12 protein-coding genes are annotated in these 24,799 nt (G+C 64.6%); 5 read left to right on the top strand and 7 right to left on the bottom strand.

All coding sequences use genetic code 11. From position 1 onward, the window contains the following. Positions 1–106: 106 nt before the first annotated feature. Positions 107–1,429 carry an ATP-binding protein gene (locus tag KZX66_RS06915; protein WP_248077829.1) on the bottom strand — a complete coding sequence of 441 codons (1,323 nt, stop codon included), beginning with the start codon at positions 1,427–1,429 and terminating at the stop codon, positions 107–109. Next, complete coding sequence (locus tag KZX66_RS06920) at positions 1,426–2,106, bottom strand: response regulator (protein WP_003175260.1); 681 nt, start codon at positions 2,104–2,106, stop codon at positions 1,426–1,428. The genes KZX66_RS06915 and KZX66_RS06920 overlap by 4 nt, the downstream gene beginning before the upstream one ends. A gap of 176 nt (positions 2,107–2,282) precedes the next feature. On the opposite strand from KZX66_RS06920, the gene dsbD reads away from it, so the two are divergent. The 3 genes from dsbD to dsbG are packed head-to-tail and all read left to right on the top strand — an operon-like array spanning position 2,283 to position 5,592. Beyond that, a complete protein-coding gene (gene dsbD / locus KZX66_RS06925) occupies positions 2,283–4,010 on the top strand; it encodes a protein-disulfide reductase DsbD (protein WP_248077831.1) in 1,728 nt (575 codons plus the stop codon). Then, the gene (locus tag KZX66_RS06930) at positions 4,010–4,855 is read left to right on the top strand and encodes a TlpA disulfide reductase family protein (RefSeq protein WP_248077833.1); all 846 of its coding nucleotides are present in this window, start codon (positions 4,010–4,012) and stop codon (positions 4,853–4,855) included. Before dsbD ends, KZX66_RS06930 begins: the two co-directional genes overlap by 1 nt. After that, complete coding sequence (gene dsbG, locus KZX66_RS06935; RefSeq protein ID WP_248077835.1) at positions 4,831–5,592, top strand: thiol:disulfide interchange protein DsbG; 762 nt, start codon at positions 4,831–4,833, stop codon at positions 5,590–5,592. Before KZX66_RS06930 ends, dsbG begins: the two co-directional genes overlap by 25 nt. A 61-nt stretch (positions 5,593–5,653) precedes the next feature. Here the strand turns inward: dsbG and KZX66_RS06940 are convergent, their stop codons facing one another. After that, on the bottom strand, positions 5,654–18,577 hold the full coding sequence (locus KZX66_RS06940) for a non-ribosomal peptide synthetase (protein ID WP_248077838.1): 12,924 nt from the start codon (positions 18,575–18,577) through the stop codon (positions 5,654–5,656). 52 nt (positions 18,578–18,629) lie between these two features. Continuing rightward, positions 18,630–19,382, bottom strand: a complete 753-nt coding sequence (locus KZX66_RS06945) for an alpha/beta fold hydrolase (RefSeq protein WP_248077840.1) — start codon at positions 19,380–19,382, stop codon at positions 18,630–18,632. Between the two features lie 299 nt (positions 19,383–19,681). On the opposite strand from KZX66_RS06945, the gene KZX66_RS06950 reads away from it, so the two are divergent. Further along, positions 19,682–20,233 (top strand): RNA polymerase factor sigma-70, encoded by a 552-nt coding sequence (locus tag KZX66_RS06950; protein WP_248077842.1) that lies wholly within the window; start codon positions 19,682–19,684, stop codon positions 20,231–20,233. A gap of 43 nt (positions 20,234–20,276) precedes the next feature. Here the strand turns inward: KZX66_RS06950 and KZX66_RS06955 are convergent, their stop codons facing one another. The 3 genes from KZX66_RS06955 to KZX66_RS06965 form a co-directional block, all read right to left on the bottom strand. Continuing rightward, positions 20,277–21,290, bottom strand: a complete 1,014-nt coding sequence (locus tag KZX66_RS06955; RefSeq protein WP_248077844.1) for a GNAT family N-acetyltransferase — start codon at positions 21,288–21,290, stop codon at positions 20,277–20,279. A 65-nt stretch (positions 21,291–21,355) separates the two neighbouring features. Then, a complete protein-coding gene (locus KZX66_RS06960; protein ID WP_248077846.1) occupies positions 21,356–22,144 on the bottom strand; it encodes a transporter substrate-binding domain-containing protein in 789 nt (262 codons plus the stop codon). Positions 22,145–22,237: 93 nt separating this feature from the next. Further along, complete coding sequence (locus KZX66_RS06965; RefSeq protein ID WP_248077848.1) at positions 22,238–22,861, bottom strand: TetR/AcrR family transcriptional regulator; 624 nt, start codon at positions 22,859–22,861, stop codon at positions 22,238–22,240. Between the two features lie 153 nt (positions 22,862–23,014). On the opposite strand from KZX66_RS06965, the gene KZX66_RS06970 reads away from it, so the two are divergent. After that, positions 23,015–24,793: an acyclic terpene utilization AtuA family protein gene (locus KZX66_RS06970; RefSeq protein WP_248077850.1), complete on the top strand. Its 1,779-nt coding sequence runs from the start codon at positions 23,015–23,017 to the stop codon at positions 24,791–24,793. The last annotated feature ends 6 nt before the right edge of the window (positions 24,794–24,799 follow it).

Genomic DNA, 24,799 nt, shown 5'->3' on the forward strand with positions numbered 1-24,799 from the left:
TCAATACAGGCCGAGTCTTTCGGCCCGTTCAAGCGCAAAAAAATTACCGCCATCCTGAAGGCTGGAACCTCAGGCGGGCGGTAACTATTTGGCACGTGAAAAAGGATCAGCGTCGCAGCGGCATGCCCAGTTCAACGCGCAGGCCATCGGCCTGGCTGTCGAACGTCAGCGAACAGGCGCAGCGCTGCACAATCGCTTGCACGATCGCCAGGCCCAGGCCGCAGCCTTCGCTGTTGCCGTTGCGCCAGAAGCGTTGGGTCAGGTATTGCAGGTCTTCGCTGGAAATCTGCTTGCCGTGGTCACGCACGCAGAACACCACCCGGTCAGGGCCGGTGTTCACGCGCAGTTCCACACGGGTGTCCGCCGGGGTGTGGCGCAAGGCGTTGTCCAGCAGGTTACGCAGGGCCGCGACTGCCAGGCCCACGGGCATGTCCACCGGCGCGCCGGACAGGTTGTCCGGCAGGATCAGGTCGATGCGGCCGTTGTCGCCGGTATTGGCGTCCTGGATTGCCAAGCGCGCGACCTCTTCGGCACTGGACTGCAAGCCATCGTCAAACGACAGGCTGCCTTCCACCCGCGCCAGCAGCAATAACTGCTCCAGGGTGCGGTGCAGGCGGTCAGCGCCTTCTTCGGCATGGGCCAGGGATTGGTCGCGCGCCGCGCCGTCGGTCATGCGTGCCACTTGCAGGTGGGTCTTGATCGCCGTCAGCGGGCTGCGCAGTTCGTGGGCGGCGTCGCCGGTCAGGCGGCGTTCACGCTCGATGGTCTTGGCGATGCGCTGCAGCAGTTGGTTCTGGGTGTCGAGCAGCGGCTTGAGTTCGCTGGGCAACGGGTGGATCTGCAGCGGTTCGAGGGAGTCGGCACTGCGCCGCATCAGCGCATCACGCATGCGGTTGAGCGGCAGCAGGCTTTGGCCGATCCCCAGCCACAGCAGGCACAGGCAGCCCAGCATGGCCACGCCGACCGGCACCGATGCCGCCAGCAGGATCGACATATTCAGCGCTTCACGCTCCACCTGGCGATCAGCGGTGGTGATCAGCAGGTCGCCACGGGACAAGGTAAAACTGCGCCAGCCCACGCCGTCGATCATCTGGTCGCGAAAGCCACTGCGTTGCGACTCCAGGCCCTGATCCGGCGTGGTGTGGCTGCGCGCGAGGATTTCTCCGCGCAACGAACTGACCTGGCACGCCATGCCGCCCGGCACATGCAGCTGCTCGGCACTGAAATGCGCGCCGCCACTGACACTGGCCAGCCCCGGCATCTGCTCGGTCAGGCCCGCCACCATGCGTGCCGACGCGACCAGGCGCTGGTCGAGGGAAAACATCATCTGGTTGCGCAGGTCGTTGAGCATCCAGGCCGCCGCCAGGGCCCAGATCAGCACAAACGCGGCGCCGAGCTTGAACGTCAGGCGCAGGCGCAGGCTTTTCACGAAGCGTTTTCTCCGTCATCGGCAGGGCCCAGGCGATAGCCCAGGCCGCGTACGGTCTCGACGATGCCGTTGCCCAGCTTGCGCCGCAGGTGATGGATATGCACGTTGAGGGCGTTGCTTTCCAGCTCATCGTTGAAACCGTACACGCTGTCCTTGAGTTGCTCGCTGGACAGCACCCGGCCCTTGTTGTGCAGCAGGGCTTGCAACAGCGCCTGTTCGCGCCGGGACAGGTCCACCGGCTGGCCGCCCAACAGGGTTTCGCGGCTGCTGGGGTCGTAGCTCAAGCGGCCGTGTTCGATCAGGTTGACGCTGCGCCCGGCCATGCGGCGCAGCAAGGTCTGCAGGCGCGCGGCCAGTTCGCGCAGATCGAAAGGTTTGAGCAGGTAATCGTCGGCGCCGGCTTGCAGGCCGTCGACGCGGTTGGTCACCGAGTCCCGCGCGGTGAGGATCAGCACCGGAATCTCCAGGCCCTGGCTGCGCAGTTGTTGCAGCAGCTTGAGGCCGTCTTCGTCGGGCAGGCCGAGATCGAGCACCATGATGTCGAACGTCGCCGCCTTGAGCATCGCCCGCGCCGCCGCCGCGGTCGCCACGCGCTCGACGGTAAAGCCCTGGGCGCCGAGGCCGGCCACAATGCCGCTGGCGATCAGTTCGTCGTCTTCACAGACCAGTACGTGCATGCTGAACCCTTCATGAAAGATGGGGCGATTAGAAAAGCCATGGATTAAGCGCGCATTATGCCGCCAAAGTTCGCAACACCCGACAATCCGTAGGCTCTAGAATAGCGCCCGGTTAATCATCGGTTAATCAACGCCACACATTGTGTGCCTCACTTGCATCGAACTAAGGCTTGACCATGCGGTATCTGTTTACCTTTCTGCTGGTGTTATTCGCGGGGTTCGCCCAGGCCGCGCCGGGCGACCCGTTTGCGACCAAACCCGATTTTCTCCCAGTGGGCAAGGCGTTCACCTTTACTTCCGAACGCCTGGAAAGCGGCGAGACCCAGCTGTATTGGCAGATTGCCGACGGTTATTACCTGTACCAGCAACGCATGAAGTTCGATGGCCTGGCCGAAAAGCCCGTGCTGCCCCAGGGTGAAGCCCACAGCGACGAGTTCTTTGGCGAGCAGCAAGTGTATCGCCAGGGCCTGGAAGTGAAGATCCCGGCCGGTGCCACCGGCCAGGTCAAGTTGGGCTGGCAGGGTTGCGCCGATGCCGGGCTGTGTTACCCGCCGCAGTCGATCACCGTCGACCTGGGTGGCAACCCGGCCGTCGCGGCCACCGCACAAGCCCAGGACCAAAGCCTGGCCAGCGGCCTGCAACAGCGCAGCCTGGGTTGGAGCCTGCTGGTGTTCTTCGGTTTGGGCCTGCTGCTGGCGTTTGCGCCGTGCTCATTACCGATGTTGCCGATCCTCGCCGGCCTGGTGGTAGGCAGCGGCGCCAGCCCACGGCGCGGCCTGGCCCTGGCCGGCAGTTACGTGGTGTGCATGGCGCTGGTGTACGCCGCACTCGGTGTGTTGGCCGCCCTGCTTGGCGCCAACCTCGCCGCCCTGTTGCAAACCCCCTGGATCCTGGGCAGCTTTGCCGCGCTGTTCGTGATCCTCGCCCTGCCGATGTTCGGCTTCTTTGAACTGCAACTGCCGGCGTTCCTGCGTGATCGCCTGGACACCGTCAGCCGCCGGCAAAGCGGTGGCAGCCTGGTCGGCGCCGGTGTGCTCGGCGCGCTGTCCGGCCTGCTGGTGGGGCCGTGCATGACCGCGCCACTGGCCGGCGCCCTGTTGTATATCGCCCAGAGCGGCAATGCGCTGCACGGTGGTTTAATCCTGTTCTCCATGGGCATCGGCATCGGGATTCCGCTGTTGCTGCTGGTGACCGTGGGCAACCGCTTCCTGCCCAAGCCTGGCACGTGGATGAACGTGCTCAAGGGCATCTTCGGCTTCCTGTTCCTCGGCACCGCCGTGCTGATGATTCGCCCCGTGGTCGGCGACACCCTGTGGATCGGCCTGTGGGGCGTACTGGCCCTGGTCATGGCCTACTGCGGCTGGGCACTGGCCCGGGAGTACGGGCTGGCCGCCAAGGTATTCGGCGCCGGCGCCGTGGTGCTGGGCCTGTGGGGCGCGGTGCTGGTGGTGGGCGCCGCCGGTGGCAGCGATGACCTGTGGCAGCCGCTGAAGGTGTACAGCGGTTCGCCGGCCATCGGCACACCGACCGCCCACGACGCCTTCATGACCGTCAACGACTCTGCCGTGCTGCAAAGCCAGCTCGACAGTGCCAAGGCCCAGGGCCAATGGGTGCTGCTGGACTACTACGCCGACTGGTGCGTGGCGTGCAAGATCATGGAAAAACAGGTGTTCGGCCGCCCCGAAGTGCTCGACGCCTTGAAAGACGTGCGCCTGCTGCGCCTGGACGTCACCGCCGACAACGCCGCCAGCCGCGAACTGCTGGGACGCTACAAGGTACCGGGTCCACCCACGTTCATCTGGATCGGCCCCAACGGTGAGGAACGCCGCGCCCAGCGCATCACCGGTGAAGTCGATGCCGAGGCTTTCCTGCAACGCTGGAATCAAGCCCGGGACGCCCTCTGATGCTGACCCTGACCATCGGCACCTTCGCCATTGCGCTGAATCACATCCTGCTGATCAGCGCGCTGATTCTCGCCACCCTGGTGGGCTGGCGCGTGGCCAAGCGTGGCGGTGAGAACCCCGAGTCAGTGCTGTTCAGCCTGTTCCTGTTGGGCATGTTCGCGGCGCGCGTCAGCTTTGTGCTGATGTACTGGCGTTACTACAGCGACGACTGGCTGCAGATGGTCGACCTGCGTGACGGTGGGTTTCTTGCCTGGCCCGGCATTATTGCGCTGCTCCTTGGCGCACTGGCCTACGGCTGGCGGCGCCCGGCGCTGCGCAAGCCACTGAGTGCCGCGGTCATCACCGGCCTGGTGTTCTGGGGCCTGACGGGCCTGGCCCTGAACCTCTATGACAAGGGCACGCAACTGCCGCACATCACCTTGCGCACGGCCGAAGGCCAAGAGGTGCACCTGACCGATTACAAGGGCGGCCCGCTGGTGATTAATTTGTGGGCGACCTGGTGCCCGCCCTGCCGCCGGGAAATGCCGGTGCTCGAACGCGCCCAACGCCAACGCCCTGACGTGACTTTCCTGTTCGTCAACCAGGCCGAAAGTATGCAAAGCGTGAGCACCTACCTGGCCACCCAGGGCCTGACGCTGGATAACGTATTGTTCGACGCCAGCGGCCGCCTCGGCCAGGCCGTCGGCTCCATGGCGTTGCCGACCACGCTGTTCTACACAGCCGACGGGCGCCTGATCAACAGCCACCTGGGCGAGTTGTCCCAGGCCAGTCTGGCCCGCGCCATGGAACCCTTCGACACCGCCCCAGAAAGGAAACCGACATGCCAAGCCTCCGCCACCTGCTGACCCTGCTGCCCCTGATGGCGGCGGCCACTCTGGTCAGAGCCGAAGACTGGCCGGCACCGATCAAACAGATCGAAGCCAAGGGTGCCAGGATCCTCGGCAAATTCGATGCGCCCAGCGGCCTCACCGGCTACGCCGCGCAGTACCAGAACCGCGGCATGGCCCTGTACCTGACCGCCGACGGCAAACACGTGATCGCCGGCAACCTCTACGACGCCCAAGGCAATGACCTGAGCAACGCGCCCCTGGAAAAACTGGTCTACGCACCAATGGCCAAGGAAGTCTGGGCCAAGATGGAAAACAGCAGCTGGATCCAGGACGGCGATAAAAACGCACCGCGCATCGTCTACCTGTTCAGCGACCCCAACTGCCCCTACTGCAACATGTTCTGGGAGCAGGCGCGGCCGTGGGTCAAGGCCGGCAAGGTGCAACTGCGCCATATCATGGTGGGTATCATCCGCGAAGACAGCGCCGCCAAGTCAGCCGCCCTGTTCGCCGCCAAAGACCCGCAAAAGGCCCTGAAGGAGCACGAAGCCGCCGGCAAGGGCAGCACGTTGCAGGCACTGGCCAAGATCCCGGCCGACATCGAGGCCAAGCTCGACGCCAACATGAAATTGATGGACGCGCTGGAATTGTCGGCGACGCCGGCAATTTTCTACCTGGATGACAAGGGTGGCTTGCAGCAACAGCAAGGCGCACCGTCGCCAGGCAAGCTGGCGACGATTATGGGCCCCAAATAGGCAGTGCCTGTCAGGTCTCGTCGGGGGCTTGCCCCTGATGAGACCTGACAGGCAACTGAGGTCAGAGCCCTTCCAGCTCCGCCATCAAATCACTCAGCCGATCCACCTTCTCCGCGCTGATCTCATTGGCCGCCAGCCCCTCAATGTATTCGGCCAACTCCGCCACCGTGCTGCACTCGAACATCGCCCGTAACGGCACATCACGCTGCAAACTTTTCTGCACCCGCGAGGCAATCTGCGTGGCCAGCAACGAGTGCCCGCCCAGTTCAAAGAAGTTGTCTTGCACACCAACCCGTTCGACCTTGAGCACCTCAGCCCAGATCGCCGCCAGGGTGGTTTCCAGTTCGTTGCGTGGGGCCAGGTAGTCCTGGCTGTGCAACTGGCCGATCTCCAGGGTCGGCAGGGCCTTGCGGTCGAGCTTGCCGTTGGCATTGAGGGGCAGTCGCTCGAGCCACAGCCAGTGCAGCGGCACCATGTATTCCGGCAGTTCGGCACGCAGGCGTTGCTTGATACGGTCCAGGCGTTCAGCGGGGTTGAGACTTTGATCAGCCGCAACCAGGTAGCCGACGAGGTGCTTGCCGTTGACGCCTTCCTGCACCGCCACCGCCGCATCGCGTACGTGCGGTTGCTCGTGCAGGCGCGCTTCGATTTCACCCAGTTCGATGCGGTAACCGCGAATCTTCACCTGATGGTCGATACGCCCGACGTATTCCAGCACCCCGTCGCTGCGCCGCCGCGCCAGGTCGCCGGTGCGGTACAAGCGCTCGCCCGGCGCACCGAACGGGTTCGGTACAAAGACCGCAGCGGTGCGCAGTGGGTCGCTGACGTAACCTCGACCGACACCAGTGCCGGCAACGCACAGCTCCCCCACGGCGCCTTGCGGCACCAACTCCAGCGCACCGTCGAGCACATATAACCGGTTGTTGTCGGTGGGTGTGCCAATCGGCAGGTAGGTACCACGGGTCGACGCCAAGTCGACGCGGAAGAACGCCACGTCATCCGAACATTCGGCCGGGCCGTAGGCATTCACCAGGCCGATCTGCGGGTAACGCAATAGCCATTGGTGCGCCAACTCCGGCGGCATGGCTTCACCGGTGGGCAGCATCCAGCGCAGGCCGTCGAGACCGATACGCTCCTGGGCCAGCATGCCCTGGATCAGCGACGGCACGCTTTCCAGCACCGTAATGCCGTGTGCCTGAACGTGGGCCAGCAAGCCTTGCGGGTCGTGGGCGATGGTGTTCGGCACGATATCCACCCGCGCGCCGAACAGCGGCGCGGCGAGGAACTGCCACACGGAAATATCGAAACTTTGCGACGCCGTCTGTGCGATCACGTCCGTCGCGCTCAGGTCCAGGTACGGCTGCTTGCTCAGTTGGTTGTTGAGCATGCCGCGCTGTTCGACCATCACCCCTTTGGGCAAACCGGTGGAGCCCGAGGTGTAGATCACGTAGGCCAGGTTGTCCGGGGCGCTGTAAACGCCAGGGTTCTGCGCCGAGGCCGCCAGCGTGTCCCACACCAGCAACTTGGGCCGCCCGGCACAGCCCAATTCCTCCAGCAGTTCCAGCGCCTGCGCGCGGCAGGCCTCGGTGCACACCAGCAACGGCGTGCGGCTCAGCTCGATGATTCGGCTCAAGCGCTGGCTCGGCAAGCCTGGGTCCAGCGGCAGGTAACCGGCACCGGCCTTGAAGCTGCCGACGATCATGCCCAACAGGTCCAGGCTACGCTCGGCCAACAGCGCCACCGGCTGATCGAGGCCGACGCCCGCTGCAATCAAGGCATGGCCCAGCCCGTTACTGCGCCGGTTCAGTTCGTCATAGGTCCATTGCTGGTCCAGGCAACGGGCGGCAATGCGCTGTGGATGGGCCGCTACCTGGCGCTCGAACAGCTCGATGTAACTGCTGTCCAGCGGGTAGTCGTGCTCGCTATGGTTGCACCCGTCCACCAGGAACTCACGCTCCTGCTCGCCGATCAACGGCAGGTCAGCCATGTCGCCGTGAAAACCTTGCACCAGCGCCAGCAGCAGGCGCTTGAACTCGTCGAGCATGCCTTGCACGGTGGTTTCGTCGAAATAACGGGTGTCATAGGACAGGTGCAAACCGAGGTCATCGCCTGGGTAGCACACGGCGGTCAACGGGAAGTTGGTGTGGGTGCGGCCGGAGTCCGAGGTGGCGTTCAGGTTGTGGGCGTGGTCCAGCACCGAGCTTTCCACCGGGGCGTTTTCGAACACGAACAGGCTATCGAACAGCGGCTGGCCCTTGGGCAGCTCGCTGTGTTCCTGAATAGCCACCAGCGGCAGGTATTCGTACTCGCGCAGTTGCATATTGCTGTCGAGCAGGTCGCTCAACCACTGGCGCACGCTGCACGGTTGATCGTCCTGCGGCAGTTTGACCCGCAGCGCAATGCTGTTGATAAACAGGCCGACGGTGCGTTGCATCTCGGGCATGTCCACCGGGCGCCCGGCCACGGTGACACCGAACAGCACGTCGCGATCGCCGCTCAAACGGCGCAGTACCAGGGCCCAGGCCGCCTGCGCGAAGGTGTTGATGGTCAGTTGATGGGCCTGGGCCAATTCGCGCAGTTGCGCACCGTCGCGGACATCCAGGCGGGTGTAGCAGTCGCCCACGATCATGCCGCCGCTGTGGCCCGCGTGTTCGCGCAGGAACGGCCGGTCGCTCGGGATCGGCGTGGTGCGCTCGAAGCCCTGCAGGTTCTGCTGCCACCACTGGCGTGCCTGGGCCAGGTCCTGGCGTTGCAGCCAGGCGATGTAGTCGCGGTAGCGCGGCGGCGTGGCCAGTTGCGCATCACGGCCTTCACCCAGGGCCATATAGAGCTCAAAAAAGTCATTCATCAGCAGCGAACGGCACCAGGCATCGATCAGGATGTGGTGATTGCTCATCATGAACCAGTAGCGCGCTTGACCAACGCGGATCAGGCGCAGGTAGAACGGCGCCTGGTTGAGCAGATCGAAACCGGCTTCGCGTTCAGCCTTGAGCAGCGCTTGCAGACGCGGCTCCTGCTCGGCTTCAGGCGCGTCGCGCCAGTCCAGGTACTCGATCGGCGTGCTGCCCGGTTTGTGGATCACTTGCAGCATGTCTTCGCCGACGTTCCAGCAGAACGAGGCGCGCAGGGCTTCGTGACGGGCGATGACCGCCTGCCAGGCCTGGGCGAAACGTTCAGGGTCCAGGGCGCTGTTGATGCGGTAGCGGTCCTGCATGTAGTACAGGCCGGTGCCCGGCTCCAGCAAGGTGTGCAGCAACAGGCCTTCCTGCATCGGCGTCAGCGGGTAGACGTCTTCGATGGCGTGCGCCGGGACCGGCAGGCTGTCGAGTTGCGGCTGCGTCAGCCGCGCCAGCGGGAAGTCGGACGGCGTGAGGCCGCCGGCGTCGTCCTTGAGGCAGTGGGCGATCAGGCTTTGCAGCTCCGCCAGGTAGGCCTCGGCCAATTCGCTGATGGTGTGTGTGTCATGGCGTTCGCGGCTGAAGGTCCAGCGCAGCACCAGCTCACCGCCGTACACCTGGCTGTCGACGCTCAGTTGATTGGGCAGCGGTGCATCCGGGTCATGGGCCTGGCCTGCGGGCTCATCCAGCGGATGGAGCAGCGCATCGCTGCCAAAGCTTTGGTCGAACTGACCGAGGTAGTTGAAGGTGATGGCGGCGCTGGGCAGTGCCGTCATGGTTTGCCGGCACAGGTCGTCCGCCAGGTAGCGCAGCACGCCATAGCCCAGGCCTTTGTGCGGCACGCCACGCAGTTGCTCTTTGATCGCCTTGATCGAGGCGCCCTGCCCGGCCGCTTCTTCGATGTCCACCGGAGTCAGGCGCAGCGGGTAAGCGCTGGTGAACCAACCGACGCTGCGGGTCAGGTCGATCTCATCGAACAGGGTTTCGCGGCCGTGGCCTTCGAGTTGGATCAACGCCGACGCGTGGCCGCTCCAGCGGCACAGCACACGGGCCAGGGCAGTCAGCAGCAGGTCATTGACCTGGGTGCGGTAGGCGCTCGGCGCGTGTTGCAGCAACTGGCGCGTGTGCTCGGCGTCCAGGCGCACGCTGACCGTCTCGGCATCGCGATGACGCAGCGAGCCGTGGGCACGGTCGACCGGCAACGCCACGGCGGGACCGGCCAACTGCGCTTGCCACACACTCAGTTCCTCACGCAGGGATTCGCTGCTGGCATAGGCCTGCAAACGCGCGGCCCAGTCACGCAGTGGGCTGGTCTTGGCCGGCAGGCTCACCGATTGGCCGTCGCTCAATTGGCGATAGACGTTCTGCAGGTCCTCAAGCAGCACGCGCCACGACACACCGTCCACCACCAGGTGATGGATCGCAATCAGCAGGCGCTGTTGACCGTCGGGACCGTCCACCAGCAACGCACGCAGCAGCGGGCCGTGTTGCAGGTCGAGGCTGCGCTGGGTGTCGGTGAACAGCGCGGTGCACTGCGCCATATCCCGCACGTGCGCCTGCATCAGTACGCCGCCCTGGGGTACGGCCAAGTGTTCGGCGTGCCAGTGCGCATCGCGCTGGCTGAAACTCAGGCGCAGCGCATCATGGTGTTCCAGCACCGCCAACAGCGCTTGCTCCAGGCGATGGGGTTCAAGCAGTTGCAGCGGTTTGAGCACCAGGGCCTGGTTCCAGTGCTGACGCGCGGGAATCTCGCTGTCGAAGAACCACTGTTGGATCGGCGTCAGGCCCGAGCTGCCGGTGAGCACGCCCTGCTCGGCGGTCACACGCTCGGTGCGCGTGGCGACGGCAGCCAGGGTCTGCACGGTCTGGTGCTGGAACAGGTCGCGGGGGCTGAAATGGATGCCCGCCTGCCGCGCGCGGCTGACCACCTGGATCGACAGGATCGAGTCGCCGCCCAGTTCAAAGAAGTTATCGTCCAGGCCGACTTGCTGCACGTTCAGCACGGCAGCCCAGATCGCTGCCAGGGTGTGCTCAAGCGCGTTGCGCGGTGCCACATACTGCTGACGATTGGCCTCGGGGTCAGGCGCCGGCAGGGCGCGGCGGTCGAGCTTGCCGTTGGCGGTGAGCGGCATGCTGTCGAGCACGATCAGGTGCGCAGGCACCATGTAGTCCGGCAGTTGTGCCTTCAGATGAGCCTTCAGCGCTTCGCGCAAGGCGCCGTGCTCGGCGTCGCTGACCAGGTACGCCACCAATTGCCTGCCGCTCGGCGAATCCAGGGCCAGCACCACGGCTTCGCGCACGGCTGTGTGTTCGAGCAGGCGGGTTTCGATCTCGCCCAGTTCGATACGGAAACCCCGGATTTTCACTTGATGGTCAATCCGCCCCAGGTATTCCACCAGGCCATCGGCGCGCTGGCGCACCAGGTCGCCGGTGCGGTACAGGCGCCCGCCGTTGCGCGCGAACGGGTCAGCGACAAACCGTTCCGCGGTCATGCCCGGCCGCTCGTGGTAACCCTGGGCCAGGCCGGCGCCGCCGACATACAGCTCGCCGGTCGCGCCTTGGGGCACCAACGCCAGGTCGGCGTCGAGGATGTACGCGACGCGCTCACCAATGATGCTGCCGATCGGCACGCTGGCGGCGCCCTCTTCCAGTTGCTCGGGGGCCAGGCTGGCCAGTGGCATCACCACGGTTTCCGTCGGGCCATAGGCGTTGAAAAACACCTGCGGCTGGAACGCCGCGCGGATGCGCTGCAAATGCTCGCCGGTCAGGGCCTCGCCGCCGGTGATGCACATGCGCACCGGCAAGGTCTGCTGTTGCGTTGCCAGCCACTGCGCCAACTGGCTGCCGTAGCTGGGGGTAAAGCCGAGAACGGAGATGCGATGGGTGCGGATCAGCGCGCAGATTTCTTCCGCATCCCACTGGCCCTGTGCCCGCAACACCACCTGCGCGCCACTGAGCAGCGGCACGAGCAAGCGCTCGGTGGCGGCGTCAAAGTTGATCGAATAGAAATGCAGCTCACAGTCGTCCGGGCGCATGCCGAAGCGCTCGATCACGGCCTGACAATGCATGGCGATTTCGCCGTGGGACACCACCACACCTTTGGGTTTACCGGTGGAGCCGGAGGTGTAGATCAGGTACGCCTGGTGCTGTGGCAGGCTGATGAACGGCAGCTCACTCGCCGGGTAGTTGGCCAGCACCGGCGCGTCATCCTCCAGGCACCAGCACGCCACCGTTGCCGGCAGTTCACCGAGGGCTTCGAACATTGCCGCATCGCTGAGCAACAGGCCGATGCCGCTGTCTTCGATCATGTAATGCAGGCGATCCAGCGGGTACTCCGGGTCCAACGGCACATAGGCGCCGCCGGCCTTGAGGATCGCCAGGAGGCCGATGACCATTTCCAGCGAGCGCGGCAGCGCCAGGCCCACCCGCACCTGCGGGCCCACGCCGCGCTCGCGCAGCATCCAGGCCAGGCGATTGGCGCGAGCGTCCAGCTCGGCGTACGTGAGGGTGACACCGGCAAAGGTCAGCGCCGGCGCATCGCCACGCTTGACCGCATGCCGGCTGAACAACTGATGGATGCACTGATCGAGACGGTGTTCGCCGGGTTCCACACCCAGACTGTCCTGCAACACCCGCTGCTCGCCGACGCTCAGCAACGGCAGCTCGCTGAGGCGCTGCTCGGGGCTGGCGATCAAGGCTTGCAACAGGTTGCGCCAATGTTCGGCCATGCGCGCAATGCGCGGTTCATCGAACAGGTCGGTGCTGTAGGTCAGGCAGCAGCCCAGGCGGTGGTCGAGGTCGGTGACTTCCAGGTTGAGGTCGAACTTGGTGGCGCGGGCATCGTTGGCCAGGTATTCGACGGTCATGCCCGCCAGTTGGCGGCTTTGCTGGAACTCCCAGCGCTGCACGTTGCACATCACTTGGAACAGCGGGTTATACGCCGCACTGCGCGGCGGTTGCAGAGCTTCCACCAGATGATCGAACGGCAGGTCCTGGTGCGACTGGCCTTCGATCACGGTGTGGCGCACCTGATCGAACAGCTCACCGACACTCATCTGCCCGTTGAGCTGGCAACGCAGCACCTGGGTGTTGAGGAACGCGCCGATCAGCCCTTCGCTTTCCGGGCGGATACGGTTGGCCACGGGGGCGCCAATGCGCAGGTCGGTCTGGCCGCTGTAGCGGTAGAGCAACACGGCCAGGGTCGCGGCCATGGTCATGAACAGGGTCAGGCCACGCTCGGCGTTGAACGCGCGCACGCGGGCGGCCAGTTCGTCGCTCAAATCGAAGCGGTACAGCTCGCCCTGATGACTTTGCACCGGTGGCCGCGGGCGGTCACCCGGCAACTCCAATAACGGATGCTCGTTGCCCAGTTGTGCGGTCCAGTAGTCCAGTTGGCGTTGGCGCTCGCCGGACTCCAGCCACTGGCGCTGCCACACGCTGTAGTCCAGGTACTGCACCGGCAAGGGAGCCAGCGGCGACGGGCGCTCGTCGATAAAGGCTTCGTAGAGTGCACTGAGTTCACGGGCAAAAATGTCCATGGCCCAGCCTTCGGTGACGATATGGTGCAGAGTCAGCACCAGGTAGTGCTCGGTCTCGCCGGCCTTGACCAGGCACGCACGCAGCAACGGCCCGGTTTCGAGGTTGAACGGCGTATGGGCTTCGTGATCGGCCAATTGCTGCAAACGCTGCGCGCGCGCGGCTTCATCCAGCGCACTGATATCCTGCCAGTCCATACGCAGGCCGGTCTGCGCCGCGACCTTTTGCCAGGCCACGCCGTCGACGCTCGGGAACGTGGTGCGCAGGGTTTCGTGGCGCATGATCAAGGCCTGCAACGCCGCCTCGAAGCGCCCCACATCCAGCACGCCACGCAGGCGTGCCATGCCGCCGACGTTGTAGGCCGGGCTGTCCGGTTCCATCTGCCAGAGGAACCACATGCGCTGCTGGGAATAGGACAGCGGCACCGGTTGGCTGCGGTCGACCGTGGCAATCGCGGTTTGCCGGTTACGCTGGCCTGCCGCCTGGATCCGGCCGACCTGTTCGGCAAACGCTTCCAGTTCGCTGGCGTCGAACAAGGTGCGTAATGGCAGCTCGACGTCACAGGCCTGGCGAGTGCGCGAGATGATTTGCGTGGCCAGCAAAGAGTGGCCGCCCAGGGCGAAGAAGTCATCGCGTAGGCCGACGTTCGGCAGCCCCAGGACTTCGCGCCAGATCGCGGCGATCTGCTGTTGCAACGGCGATTCAGGCGCGACGTGCTCACGGGTGTGCCACACCGGCTCGGGCAATGCACGACGGTCGAGTTTGCCGCTGGGGCTCAGGGGCATCGCGTCCAGACGCATCAAGAGCGCGGGCACCATGTATTCGGGTAACTCGGCGGCCAGGGCGGTTTTCACCGTGTGTTCGTCCAGCGCAGTGCTGGCGGTGTAGTAGCCGATTAACGTGGCGTTGCGCACCAGCACCACGGCCTGGGCGATACCGTCGAGCGCCAGCAGGCGCGCTTCGATTTCTTCGGGCTCCACACGGAAGCCGCGCAGCTTGACCTGTTGATCCAGACGGCCGAGGTATTCGAGTACGCCATCGGCGCTCCAGCGCACCCGGTCACCGGTGCGGTACAGGCGCGCGCCCGGCTCGCCCAGTGGGTCGGCAACGAAGCGTTCAGCGGTCAGCCCGGCGCGCCCCAAGTAACCCCGCGCCAGGCCGATGCCACCGATGCACAGCTCTCCCGGCACCCCGGCGGGCAACAGGTTGAGGTGATCGTCGAGAACGCGGCAGATCACATTGCCCAACGGGCGGCCGATCGGCGAGCGCTCGCCATCGTCGGCCTGGCAGTGCCAGTGGGTGACGTTGATCGCGGTTTCGGTCGGGCCATACCGGTTGTGCAATTGCACCGCCGGCAACTGGGCCAACACGCGGTTGCGCAGCTCGGCAGGCAACGCTTCGCCGCCGGAGAACAGACGACGCAGGCTGGTGCAGTCGGCCGCCAGGGGCTCGTCGATGAACAGCTGCAACAGCGGCGGCACAAAGTGCAGGGTCGTTACACCGTGCTCCTGCACCAGTTGCGCAATGCGGTGCGGATCGCGATGTTCACCCGGGCCGGCCAGTACCAGGCGGCAGCCGGTGATCAACGGCCAGAAGCATTCCCACACCGACACGTCAAAGCTGATCGGGGCCTTTTGCATCAGCACGTCGGTGTCGTTGAGCAGGTAAGTGGCTTGCATCCACTGCAAGCGCTCGGCCAGGGCCCCATGGGTATTGCCCACGCCTTTGGGCTGGCCGGTGGAGCCGGAGGTGTAAATCACGTAGGCCAGGTTGTCGCCGTGCAGGTGCAGGCCCGGCGCCTGGGTCGGCCAGCGGTCCAGGTGCAGGGTATCCATGGCTATGACGCACACGCCTTCGGCAGTTGGCAGCTGCGCGAGCAGCGAGGTCTGGCTCAGCAGCAGGTGCACACCGCTGTCTTTGAGCATGTAGGCCAGGCGGTCGGCGGGGTAATCCGGGTCCAGCGGCACATAGGCGCCACCGGCCTTGATGATCGCCAACAGGCCGATCAGCAGTTGCGGCGAACGCTCGGCGGCGATCGCCACGCACACGTCCGGGCCGACGCCTTTGTCGCGCAGGTAATGCGCCAGGCGGTTGGCCTGAGTGTGCAATTGGGCGAAGCTCAGGCTGCCGCCCTGCCAGACCAGCGCGGTGCGCTCCGAGGTGTGTTGGTTGAGCAATTCGGGCAACCACTGCCGGGCCGGCGCGCACGGTGCCTGGCTCCAGGGTTGCGGCGTGTGCGCGGGCATCAACGGCAGCTCGCCGAGGGCCTGGTGTGGCTGTTGGCAAATGGCGTGCAGCAGGTGGATAAAGTGCTCGGCCAGGCGCTCGATGGTTGCGCGGTCGAACAGTTCGTCAGCGTAGTCGAACGACAGGCTCAGGCGCCCGTTGCGGTCTTCTTCGCTGTGCAACTGCAGGTCGAACTTGGCTTCGCGGCTGTGCCACGGTAACTCATCGGCGAGCATGCCCGGCAGGCGGCGCAAGGCGCTGAGGTCGCGCTGCTGGTGGTTGAACATGACCTGGAACAGACCTTGTTCGCGGGCCTGGGGAAAGGCTTCGAGCAGTTGTTCGAACGGCAGGTCCTGGTGAGCCTGGGCGCCCAGAGCCGTCTGGCGCGTGGCGGCCAGCAACTGGTTGAAAGGCAGGCATCCGTCCAGCTCGGCGCGCAGCACCAGGGTGTTGATAAAGAAGCCGACCAGGCCTTGGGTTTCCTGGCGTGAGCGGTTGGCATTGGGCACGCCGATACGGATATCGCGCTGGCCGCTGTAGCGATAGAGCAAAGTCTGGAACGCCGCCAGCAGCAGCATGAACGGCGTGGACTCATTGACGTTAGCGGTCTGGCGAATCGCCTCGCTGAGCTGAACGCTCAGGCGCGTGGTATGGCGCGCGGCCGTGTTGAGGCGCCTCGCCGAGCGCGGGTGGTCGGTGGCCAGGCTGAGTGTCGGGTGTTCGTCGCCCAGCTGGGTTTTCCAGTACGCCAGTTGGCGCTGACCTTCCCCTTCGGCCAGCCATTGACGCTGCCAACTGCCGTAGTCGGCGTATTGCAGGGCCAGGGGCGGCAGCTCAAGGCGCTGGCCCTGGGCGGCAGCGGCGTACAGCCGCGAGAATTCATCGATCAGGATATTCAGCGACCAGCCATCGGCAATGATGTGGTGCAGCGTCACCAACAACTGATGGTCTTCCTCGTCGAGGCGCAACAGGGTCACCCACAGCAGCGGGCCTTTTTCCAGGTCGAACTGGGTGCGCGCTTCGTCTTCACGGATCTGCTGCGCGCGAACTTCGCGCTCGGCCACGGGCAGGTCGCTGAGGTCGATGACCTGCAGGTCGAACGCGCCCTTGGCATCGATGCGCTGGAAGGCCTGGCCATCGCGCTCATAGAAGCGCGTGCGCAGCGATTCGTGACGCTGGACCAACTGCTGGAAGCTCAGGCGGACGGCGTCTTCATCCAACTCGCCGCGCAGGCGCAACGCGCCGGGAATGGTGTAGGCGCTGCTCTGCGGGTCCAGTTGCCAGGTGATCCACAGACGGTTCTGGGCCAGGGATTGCGGCAACTCGTCGTGGCGCGACAAGGCGCGGATCGCGCCCTGGGCCACGCCGCCGTCTTGCTGCAACTGCGCGACACCGGCGGCAAACGCGGCCAGGGTTGGCGCTTCGAAGAGCAGGCGCAGGTTCAGTTCCAGGCCCAGAGCTTCCCGCAGGCGCGCAATCACCTGGGTGGCGGTGATGGAGTTGCCGCCCAACAGGAAGAAGTGATCATCGGCGGCGACACTCGCCACCTGCAGCTGCTCGCACCAGATCGCGGCGATCTGGCTTTGCAGCTCGCACGCCAACGGCGCGTCGCTTAGCGGCCCTTGCAGGTCGGGGAACTGCGCGTAGCTGTCGAGGCTGCCGTCGGCGTGGCGCAGGGCACACGCGGCACGCTGCACTTTGCCGCTGGAGGTCTTGGGCAACGCGCCGGGGTTGAGCAACACCACGACGCTCGGCGCCTCTTGGCAGGCTTCGGCCACGGCTTGGCGGATGGCGTTGATCAGCGCTTGCGGCGCCAGAATTTTCTGCACGCTGCGGCTGATTTCGACGGCAATGCCGATGCCTTCCAGGCCCTGGTCATGCACCGCAAACGCGGCGACGCGACCCTTGCGCACCCCTTCCACTTCGCGTTCGATGGTCTGTTCGATGTCTTGCGGGTACAGGTTGTGGCCGCGCACGATCAGCAGGTCTTTGAGGCGACCGGTGATGTACACCTCGCCGTCGCGGATAAACCCCAGGTCGCCGGTGCGCAGCCAGGTGCGCCCGGCATGCTTCACAAAGGTCTTGGCGGTGGCTTCAGGGTTGCGCCAGTAGCCGTGGGCGATGCTCGGGCCAGTGGCCCAGAGTTCGCCGACGCGGTTGTCGGGCAGTTCGCTCAGGGTGTGCGGGTCAGCGATCAGCACCGCATGGTCCGGCTGGGCGGTGCCGCAGCTCATCACCGCAGTGCCCTCGCCGGGCTCGGCGCGGTTGGCGGCCAGGGCCTGCGCATCCACGCGCAGCGCCGGGATGCCGTGACCACGGGTGCCGCCGGCGACGAACAACGTCGCCTCGGCCAGGCCGTAGGAGGCAAAGAACTGCTTGGAGCCAAAGCCACAGGCAGCGAACTTCTCGGCGAAGCGTTCCAGGGTGTCGAGGCGAATCGGCTCGGAGCCGGAATAGGCCACGCGCCAGCGGCTCAAGTCCAGGCGTTCCAGGGCCGACTCACTGACCCGCTCAGTGCACAAGCGATAGGCGAAATCCGGGCCGCCGCTGATGGTGCCACCGTACTCGCTGATTGCTTCCAGCCAGCGCAACGGCCGGCCGAGGAAGTACGCCGGCGACATCAGCACGCAGGGCACGCCGCTGAAGATCGGTTGCAACAGGCCGCCGATCAGGCCCATGTCGTGGTACAGCGGCAACCAGCTGACGATGACGTCATCCGGGTTGAGGTCGATGCCGAACCCGCGGCGTATCAGCACTTCGTTGGCCACCAGGTTGCCGTGGCTGACCTGCACGCCCTTGGGCAGCGCCGTGGAGCCGGAGGTGTATTGCAGGAAGGCGATGTCGTCAGGCTTCAGGTCGGGCGCACGCCAGTCGAGAGCGCTTTGCGCATCGAGGGTATCGACGCTCAGCACAGGCGGCGCGTTGTCGATGCGTGCCAGGTCATCGGCAAGGCTGGCGATGGTCAACAGCAGGCGCGGTTGGGCATCGCCGATGATCGACAGCAAACGTTCCTGATGATGACGGCGCGTGGATTCCGGCGGATAGGCCGGCACGGCGATCACCCCGGCGTACAGGCAACCAAAAAACGCTGCGACGTAATCCGGACCACTGGGGAACAACAGCACGGCACGCTCGCCCGGCGCCGCGTTGGCTTGCAGGGCGGCGGCGATGGTGCGGGCGCGCCTGTCGAGGTCGCGGTAGCTGAGCACCAGGCTGTGCTCGGCGGACTCGGCGAGGAAGCGCAGGGCGACCTGGTCCGGGGTCTGCGCCGCGCGACGCTGAAGGGACTGGACCAGGGTTTGAGGAAGTTCGAAGGCGTCCATCATGGGGTTCCTGCCTGAAATCGGCTTACAGGGAAATCGGGAAATTAGGGGGCGTTCAGCCGGCGGCCAGTTGCCGCGCCGCGCCATTGCGCCAGCGGGCCAGGTGCTGCTCGGCGTAGCGCCGCATGCAGCGCAGTACGGCGCTTTCGTGCTGCACGAGGAAGAAGTGGTGGCCGTCAAACATGTCCAGGGAAAAACCACTGGCGGCATCGAGTTGCCAGTCGAGCAATTGGTCGGCGCGCACGCTGTCCTGCTTGCCGCCAAACACGTGGATCGGCATCTCCAGGGGCGCGCGCCGGCCGTAGGTGAAGCTGCCGCAGAGCAGGAAGTCCGCGCGCAGGATCGGCAGCATCAGTTGCATCAATTCGGGGTTGGCCAGGGCTTCTTCGGCGGTGCCCTTGAGCTCACGCAGGCGCTCGATCAGTTGCTCGTCGGTCTTTTCGATGGCGTATTCGCTGACGTCGCGGCGCGCCGGACCGGCCGTGCCGGAGGCGAACAGCGCCAGGGGCGCCGGCGCATTGCGCGCTTTCAGCGCGTGGGCCAATTCGAATGCCAGCAGCCCGCCAAGGCTGTGCCCGAACAAGGCGTAGGGCCCATTCAGGTCGCGGCTGATCTCATCGGCCAACTGGGCGGCCAAGGCCGTGATGTCGCGCTGCAACGGCTCGTCCATGCGCATGCCACGGCCCGGTAATTCCAGCGGGCACACCTGCAACCACTCCGGCAGGGCTCGACGCCAGCGCGCATACACCATGGCACTGGCGCCTGAATAGGGCAGGCAGAACAGGCGCAGTCGGGTGGGGGTACTCATCGCTCGAGTACCGCGAACTGAAACACGCTGTGTGCACGATAAAAACCCATCTCGTCCTCCTGCGGGTGCTGATCCTTGGCCGCCTGACTAACGGACCTGTCACCCAAAAGAACGGACGGCATCGGCAAATAATTAGTCGTCGGCCACCTACGAGACACACATCACAGCTTACGAGAAGGCACAAGATTAGTTCGTCTTCTCATTTGACAATCATTATCATTCAGCCTAATTTGTTGCCCGATGTGTAGGAGGCCTCAGCAAGGACGCCCTCCCCCAACCTCTTTATCAAGGTGATTTCCATGACGGAACAAGTATCCACAGGCAGGTGCGACTCACCACTTCTGCAGGCGTTCGTCGACAATCGACTGATCCTGGTGAAGATTGCAGCACGCATCACCGGGTGCCGCTCCCGTGCGGAAGATGTGGTGCAGGACGCCTACTTCCGATTGCAGTCGGCGCCGACCATTACGTCTTCGTTCAAGGCCCAGTTGAGCTATCTGTTCCAGATCGTGCGCAACCTCGCCATCGATCACTACCGTAAGCAGGCACTGGAGCTCAAATACTCCGGGACGGAAGAGGAAGGCTTGAATGTGGTCATTCACGGCGCGTCACCGGAAACCTCCCATATCAATTTCAACACCTTGGAAAACATCGCCGACGCCCTGACGCAGCTACCCCAGCGCACCCGCTACGCGTTCGAGATGTACCGTCTGCACGGCGTGCCGCAAAAGGACATCGCCAAGGAACTGGGGGTCTCGCCCACATTGGTGAATTTCATGATTCGCGACGCGCTGGTGCATTGCCGCAAGGTCTCGGGCAACCACAGCGACACCTTTGCACGGCGGGTTTGACCGCCCGCTGATCGCTCCCAGGGCGGGAACGATCAGCGGTGGTTCAGACTAATCCACACCGCGCAAAAAACCGCTCCCGCCCCAGGATCATCAGCGCAGCGCGCTTGTGCGGGAAGTCGAACTCCTTCTCGCAATGGAAGCACTGGTTGTGCATGTGACCGATCATCTTTGCGTTATCGGCACGGGGCTCCGCCACCACGCGCTGGGTACGCGGATCATCCAGAAACAGGTAGTGCACCAGCGCCGACAACCAACTGGCAACCTTGTGCGGACCGCGATGATGTTCCTCGCCCACCAGCATGTGAATGCCCCGATCGTAGTCGCCGGCATCGTAGAACGGTGCGATACGGTCTTCCTTGGCCCAGTAGGCTTCGAAGTAGGCAAAGGGTTCGTCATCGAAACAGCCGATCAACGTGAGGGTGTGCGGGTCGGCTTGCAGCTTGCCGAGGTAGTCACGGTGCTGTTCGAGGCTGCCGCTTTCCTGCCAGAAATTCGCCACCCGCGCGCTGTTCTGCCAGCGACTGAAGCGCGCTACGTCCACGTCGATCTCCACGGTACGCAGTGAAATCCACGCGCCAAGACGTGCGTCGAAACGGCGGTACACCTCACCCCGCGGCTTGGGCGCACGGGCGGGATGGCGCTTGCCATCACTGATGATCATCTGTTGCGGGTAACTGCCACTGGGCGCGTGCCCCAGCCACGGCTGGGGTAACTGCCAGAACAGGGTGCGCTCGCAGTGGTATTGCCCGGGGCTGTCACTGCTCACCAACAGCCCACTGCGCAAGGCTTCTTCGGGCGCATGCTCAAGATGCCAGGTCAGGCGCTGGCGGGTCGGCTCCTTGACGAACAACCAGTAGCAGGCCGCCCACAACGCCCTTGCCGATGGCACCTCGTTGGCCTGCTGCAGGTGCACGTGCAGTTCGTCACCGCGCTCCAGGCGCAGCCGGGCCAACGGCTGGCCTTCCAGGGTCAGGCTCAGGTGGCTTTCGGTTTCATCGGCATTCAGGGCAGGCCCGGCCGGCAACGGCAAGACCGACAGGTCATTCAGATTGGACATGGAAAGGGCTCACGCTCGTCGACAGATAAAGAAGTGACGTGAGCCACACGCGCAAATTTAGCCGTTCAAGGTGCCGCCATCACATCGATGCGGTACGGCTCGAAAATCTTCAGCATCTGCCCGCTGTCGCGCAGCCCCTTGAGCAACGCCGAAAACGCCTCCGCGGTGATCGGCGCCTTGGGCCGTAGCAAGGCGTAATGGTGATACACCTGGTCGATGCGCTCCGAAACCAGGAACTGCCCTGCCATGTCGGCGTTACGCACCATGAAGTCACTCAGGTAGGAGCGGGTCACCAAGGCGATGTCGGCCCGCCCACGGGCGACCATCAGCAGGTTGCTGTCATGGGAGTAGGTCAACGTGGCGTTGAAGTGCTCGGCCATGTACTTGGGGTCGGAGTTGAAGTGGGCGAAGGCATAGTGATAACCGCTGAACACCGCCAGGCGTTTGCCGTCCAGGTCCGCAAAATAACGCTGCTCGCGACCGACTTTGCGTTGGGCAACGAAAATTTCCGCATCCTCAAGGCCCATGTCGACGGCCGTATGGGGGATTTCCTGCCAGCCCCAGTCGGGGTTTTCGAAGATGGCCATGTCGATCCGGCCTTGTTCGAAATCGCGAAAGCGCCGGGGAATGGAGGTGGGCACCAGCACAAATTGGTAATTGCTTTGCGCGGCGTTCAAAGCCTCGACCAGTTGCGGCAACAGACCGGTGTCGGCGCCCTGCTCCGGGCGCACGGTATAGGGCGGGAAATGTGCCGCACCGATGCGCACCAACTGCGCCGCCGACGCCGGCATCCACCACGCGGTGCCGAGTGCCCATAGAGTAAGTCCTGCAGCCAATCGCCATGGCGTTAACATCAAGGCACGCACCGTTCAACACATTGATGGCGATAAGCTAGGCGTTTTTAACTGGCGAGACAACTTTTCATCGGCAAATTAATGGCTTGCGCCTCAATCGGCTTTCAGAACCATCAACAACGCCTCTTGGGCCAGTTGCTCCAGGGTCAGACTGCCTTCGGCACGGAACCAGGTGGTGGTCCACGATAACGCCCCGGTGAGAAAGCGCCGCGCAATGAACACGTCCCCCTTGATATAGCCCGCGGCCTTGGCTTCCCCCAGCACCTGCAGCCAAATCTCTTCGTACACATCGCGCAGGGCCAACACCCGGGCCTGGCCGTCGTCCGACAGCGAGCGCCATTCGTACACCAACACCGCCATGGCCTCGCCACTGCCGCCCATGATCGACTGCAATTCGCAGCGAATCAGCGCCAGCACGCGCTCACGCACATTCCCCGCCTCCTGCAGCGACGCGCGCATCAGCGCGGTGTTGTAGCGGATGGTTTCCTCCATCACCGCGCGCAGGATCTCGTCCTTACTCTTGAAGTGATGAAAAATACTGCCGCTCTGGATCCCCACCGCGCCAGCCAGGTCACGCACGGTGGTGCGCTCGAAGCCCTTGTTGCGAAACAGGTGAGCCGCGGTTTGCAGCAACTTGCCCCGGGCGCTGTCGGGGTCGGTCAATTGGCCGCCGTCGACCAGGGTGCGCATCACCCGCAGGGCTGTTTGCTCATCCATGCCACTCTCCTTTACTTCTACTCACGTCGTGGCCGGCAATTTAGGCCGTGCCCGCCACCCAAGCAAGCGCTTGGCTAAAACTTGTGACAGGCGTTTACAAACCAAGCGCTTGCTTGGTAGTCTCGGCAACAGCCACTCGAGGAAGGATTTCTCATGAGCAAGACGGTTCGTATCGGCTGTGCCAGCGCCTTCTGGGGCGACACCTGCACCGCGGCCGCGCAGTTAGTGCACGGCGGCAAGCTGGATTACCTGGTGTTCGACTACCTGGCGGAAGTCACCATGTCGATCCTGGCCGGCGCACGGTTGAAAGACCCTCAAGCCGGTTACGCCACGGATTTTGTCGAGGTGCTGACGCCCCTGCTGGCCGAGATCCAGCGCCAGGGCATTCGCGTGATCAGCAATGCCGGCGGCATCCACCCCCAGGCCTGCGCCGCCGCCCTGCAAGCGGCCTGCGACAAGGCACACATCCCGCTGAAAATCTCCGTGTTGCTCGGCGACGATCTGCACCCCCAGCTCAAACACCTGCGTACGGTCAGCGACATGTTCAACGGCGCGCCGCTGCCACCGATGTGTGTGTCCGCCAATGCCTACCTCGGCGCGCCGGGCATCACCCAGGCCTTGCAGCTGGGCGCCGATATCGTCATCACCGGTCGGGTGGTCGACAGCGCGGTGGTCAGTGCCGCGCTGGTGCACGAATTCAATTGGGCGTGGCACGACTACGACCGCCTCGCCCAGGCCGCCCTCGCCGGGCATATCATCGAATGCGGCGCGCAGTGCACCGGCGGTAATTTCACCGACTGGCGCGATGTGCCCGACTACGAAAACATCGGTTTCCCTATCGTCGACGTCAGCGCCGACGGCGCGTTCACGGTGAGCAAGGTCGACGGCACCGGCGGGCTGATCAGTGAACTGAGCGTGGCCGAACAACTGCTGTACGAAATCGGCGACCCGCGCGCTTATTTATTGCCCGATGTGATCTGCGACTTCAGCCAGGTCAAGGTGCAGCAACAGGGCGAAAACCGCGTTCATCTGAGCGGCGCCCACGGCATGCCGCCGACCGACACCTACAAGGTCAGCGCCACATACCCCGACGGTTTCCGCTGCACCGCCAGTTGCCTGATCGCCGGGATCGACGCCGTGGCCAAGGCCGAGCGGGTCAGCCAGGCCATCATCAACAAAACCTCGCACTTGTTCAGCCAGCGCGGCTGGGCGCCTTACACCGAGGTGAACATCGAACTGCTGGGCAGCGAAGCCACCTACGGCGCCCACGCCCTGCGCCATGACTGCCGTGAGGTGGTGGTCAAGCTCGCCGTACGCCATCCGAACAAACAGGCGCTGGTGCTGTTCGCCCGCGAGATCGCCCAGGCGGCGACGGGCATGGCGCCGGGGTTGACCGGGATCGTTGGCGGGCGGCCGACGGTTTATCCGTTGATTCGGCTGTTTTCGTTCCTGATCGATAAAGCCCAGTGTGAACCGGTGGTCGACTTCCAGGGCCAGCGCCACCCCTGCATCCTGCCGCCCGCGAAGCCCCTGGCCACGCCCACCGCGCCGATGGAAGCGCCAAAACCCCAAGGCCGCGCCGACGCCAGCGTCCCCCTGGTAAAACTCGCGGCGGCGCGCTCCGGCGACAAGGGCAACCACAGCAATATCGGCGTGATCGCGCGCCGCCCCGAGTACCTGCCGTGGATCGCCGAGGCCCTGACGCCCGAGGTGGTCGTCGACTGGATGAGCCACGTACTTGACCCCCTCATCGGCCGCGTCGAGCGTTGGTATCTGCCGGGCAGCCACAGCTTGAACTTCCTGCTGGAAAACGCCCTGGGCGGCGGCGGTATCGCCAGCCTGCGCATCGACCCCCAAGGCAAGGCCTTCGCCCAGCAACTGCTGGAAATCCCCATCGCCGTGCCGCAACACCTCGCCGATCAACTCACCTAAGGAGCG

The sequence above is a fragment of the Pseudomonas sp. EYE_354 genome, assembly GCF_023148575.1.
Classification (GTDB): Bacteria; Pseudomonadota; Gammaproteobacteria; order Pseudomonadales; family Pseudomonadaceae; genus Aquipseudomonas.

Coding starts and splice junctions, on each gene's coding strand:
- KZX66_RS06920 (WP_003175260.1), bottom strand. CDS start 2,106: ATGCACGTACTGGTCTGTGAAGACGACGAACTGATCGCCAGCGGCATT.
- KZX66_RS06950 (WP_248077842.1), top strand. CDS start 19,682: ATGACGGAACAAGTATCCACAGGCAGGTGCGACTCACCACTTCTGCAG.
- KZX66_RS06960 (WP_248077846.1), bottom strand. CDS start 22,144: ATGTTAACGCCATGGCGATTGGCTGCAGGACTTACTCTATGGGCACTC.
- KZX66_RS06970 (WP_248077850.1), top strand. CDS start 23,015: ATGAGCAAGACGGTTCGTATCGGCTGTGCCAGCGCCTTCTGGGGCGAC.
- KZX66_RS06955 (WP_248077844.1), bottom strand. CDS start 21,290: ATGTCCAATCTGAATGACCTGTCGGTCTTGCCGTTGCCGGCCGGGCCT.
- dsbD (WP_248077831.1), top strand. CDS start 2,283: ATGCGGTATCTGTTTACCTTTCTGCTGGTGTTATTCGCGGGGTTCGCC.
- KZX66_RS06945 (WP_248077840.1), bottom strand. CDS start 19,382: ATGAGTACCCCCACCCGACTGCGCCTGTTCTGCCTGCCCTATTCAGGC.
- dsbG (WP_248077835.1), top strand. CDS start 4,831: ATGCCAAGCCTCCGCCACCTGCTGACCCTGCTGCCCCTGATGGCGGCG.
- KZX66_RS06940 (WP_248077838.1), bottom strand. CDS start 18,577: ATGATGGACGCCTTCGAACTTCCTCAAACCCTGGTCCAGTCCCTTCAG.
- KZX66_RS06965 (WP_248077848.1), bottom strand. CDS start 22,861: ATGGATGAGCAAACAGCCCTGCGGGTGATGCGCACCCTGGTCGACGGC.
- KZX66_RS06930 (WP_248077833.1), top strand. CDS start 4,010: ATGCTGACCCTGACCATCGGCACCTTCGCCATTGCGCTGAATCACATC.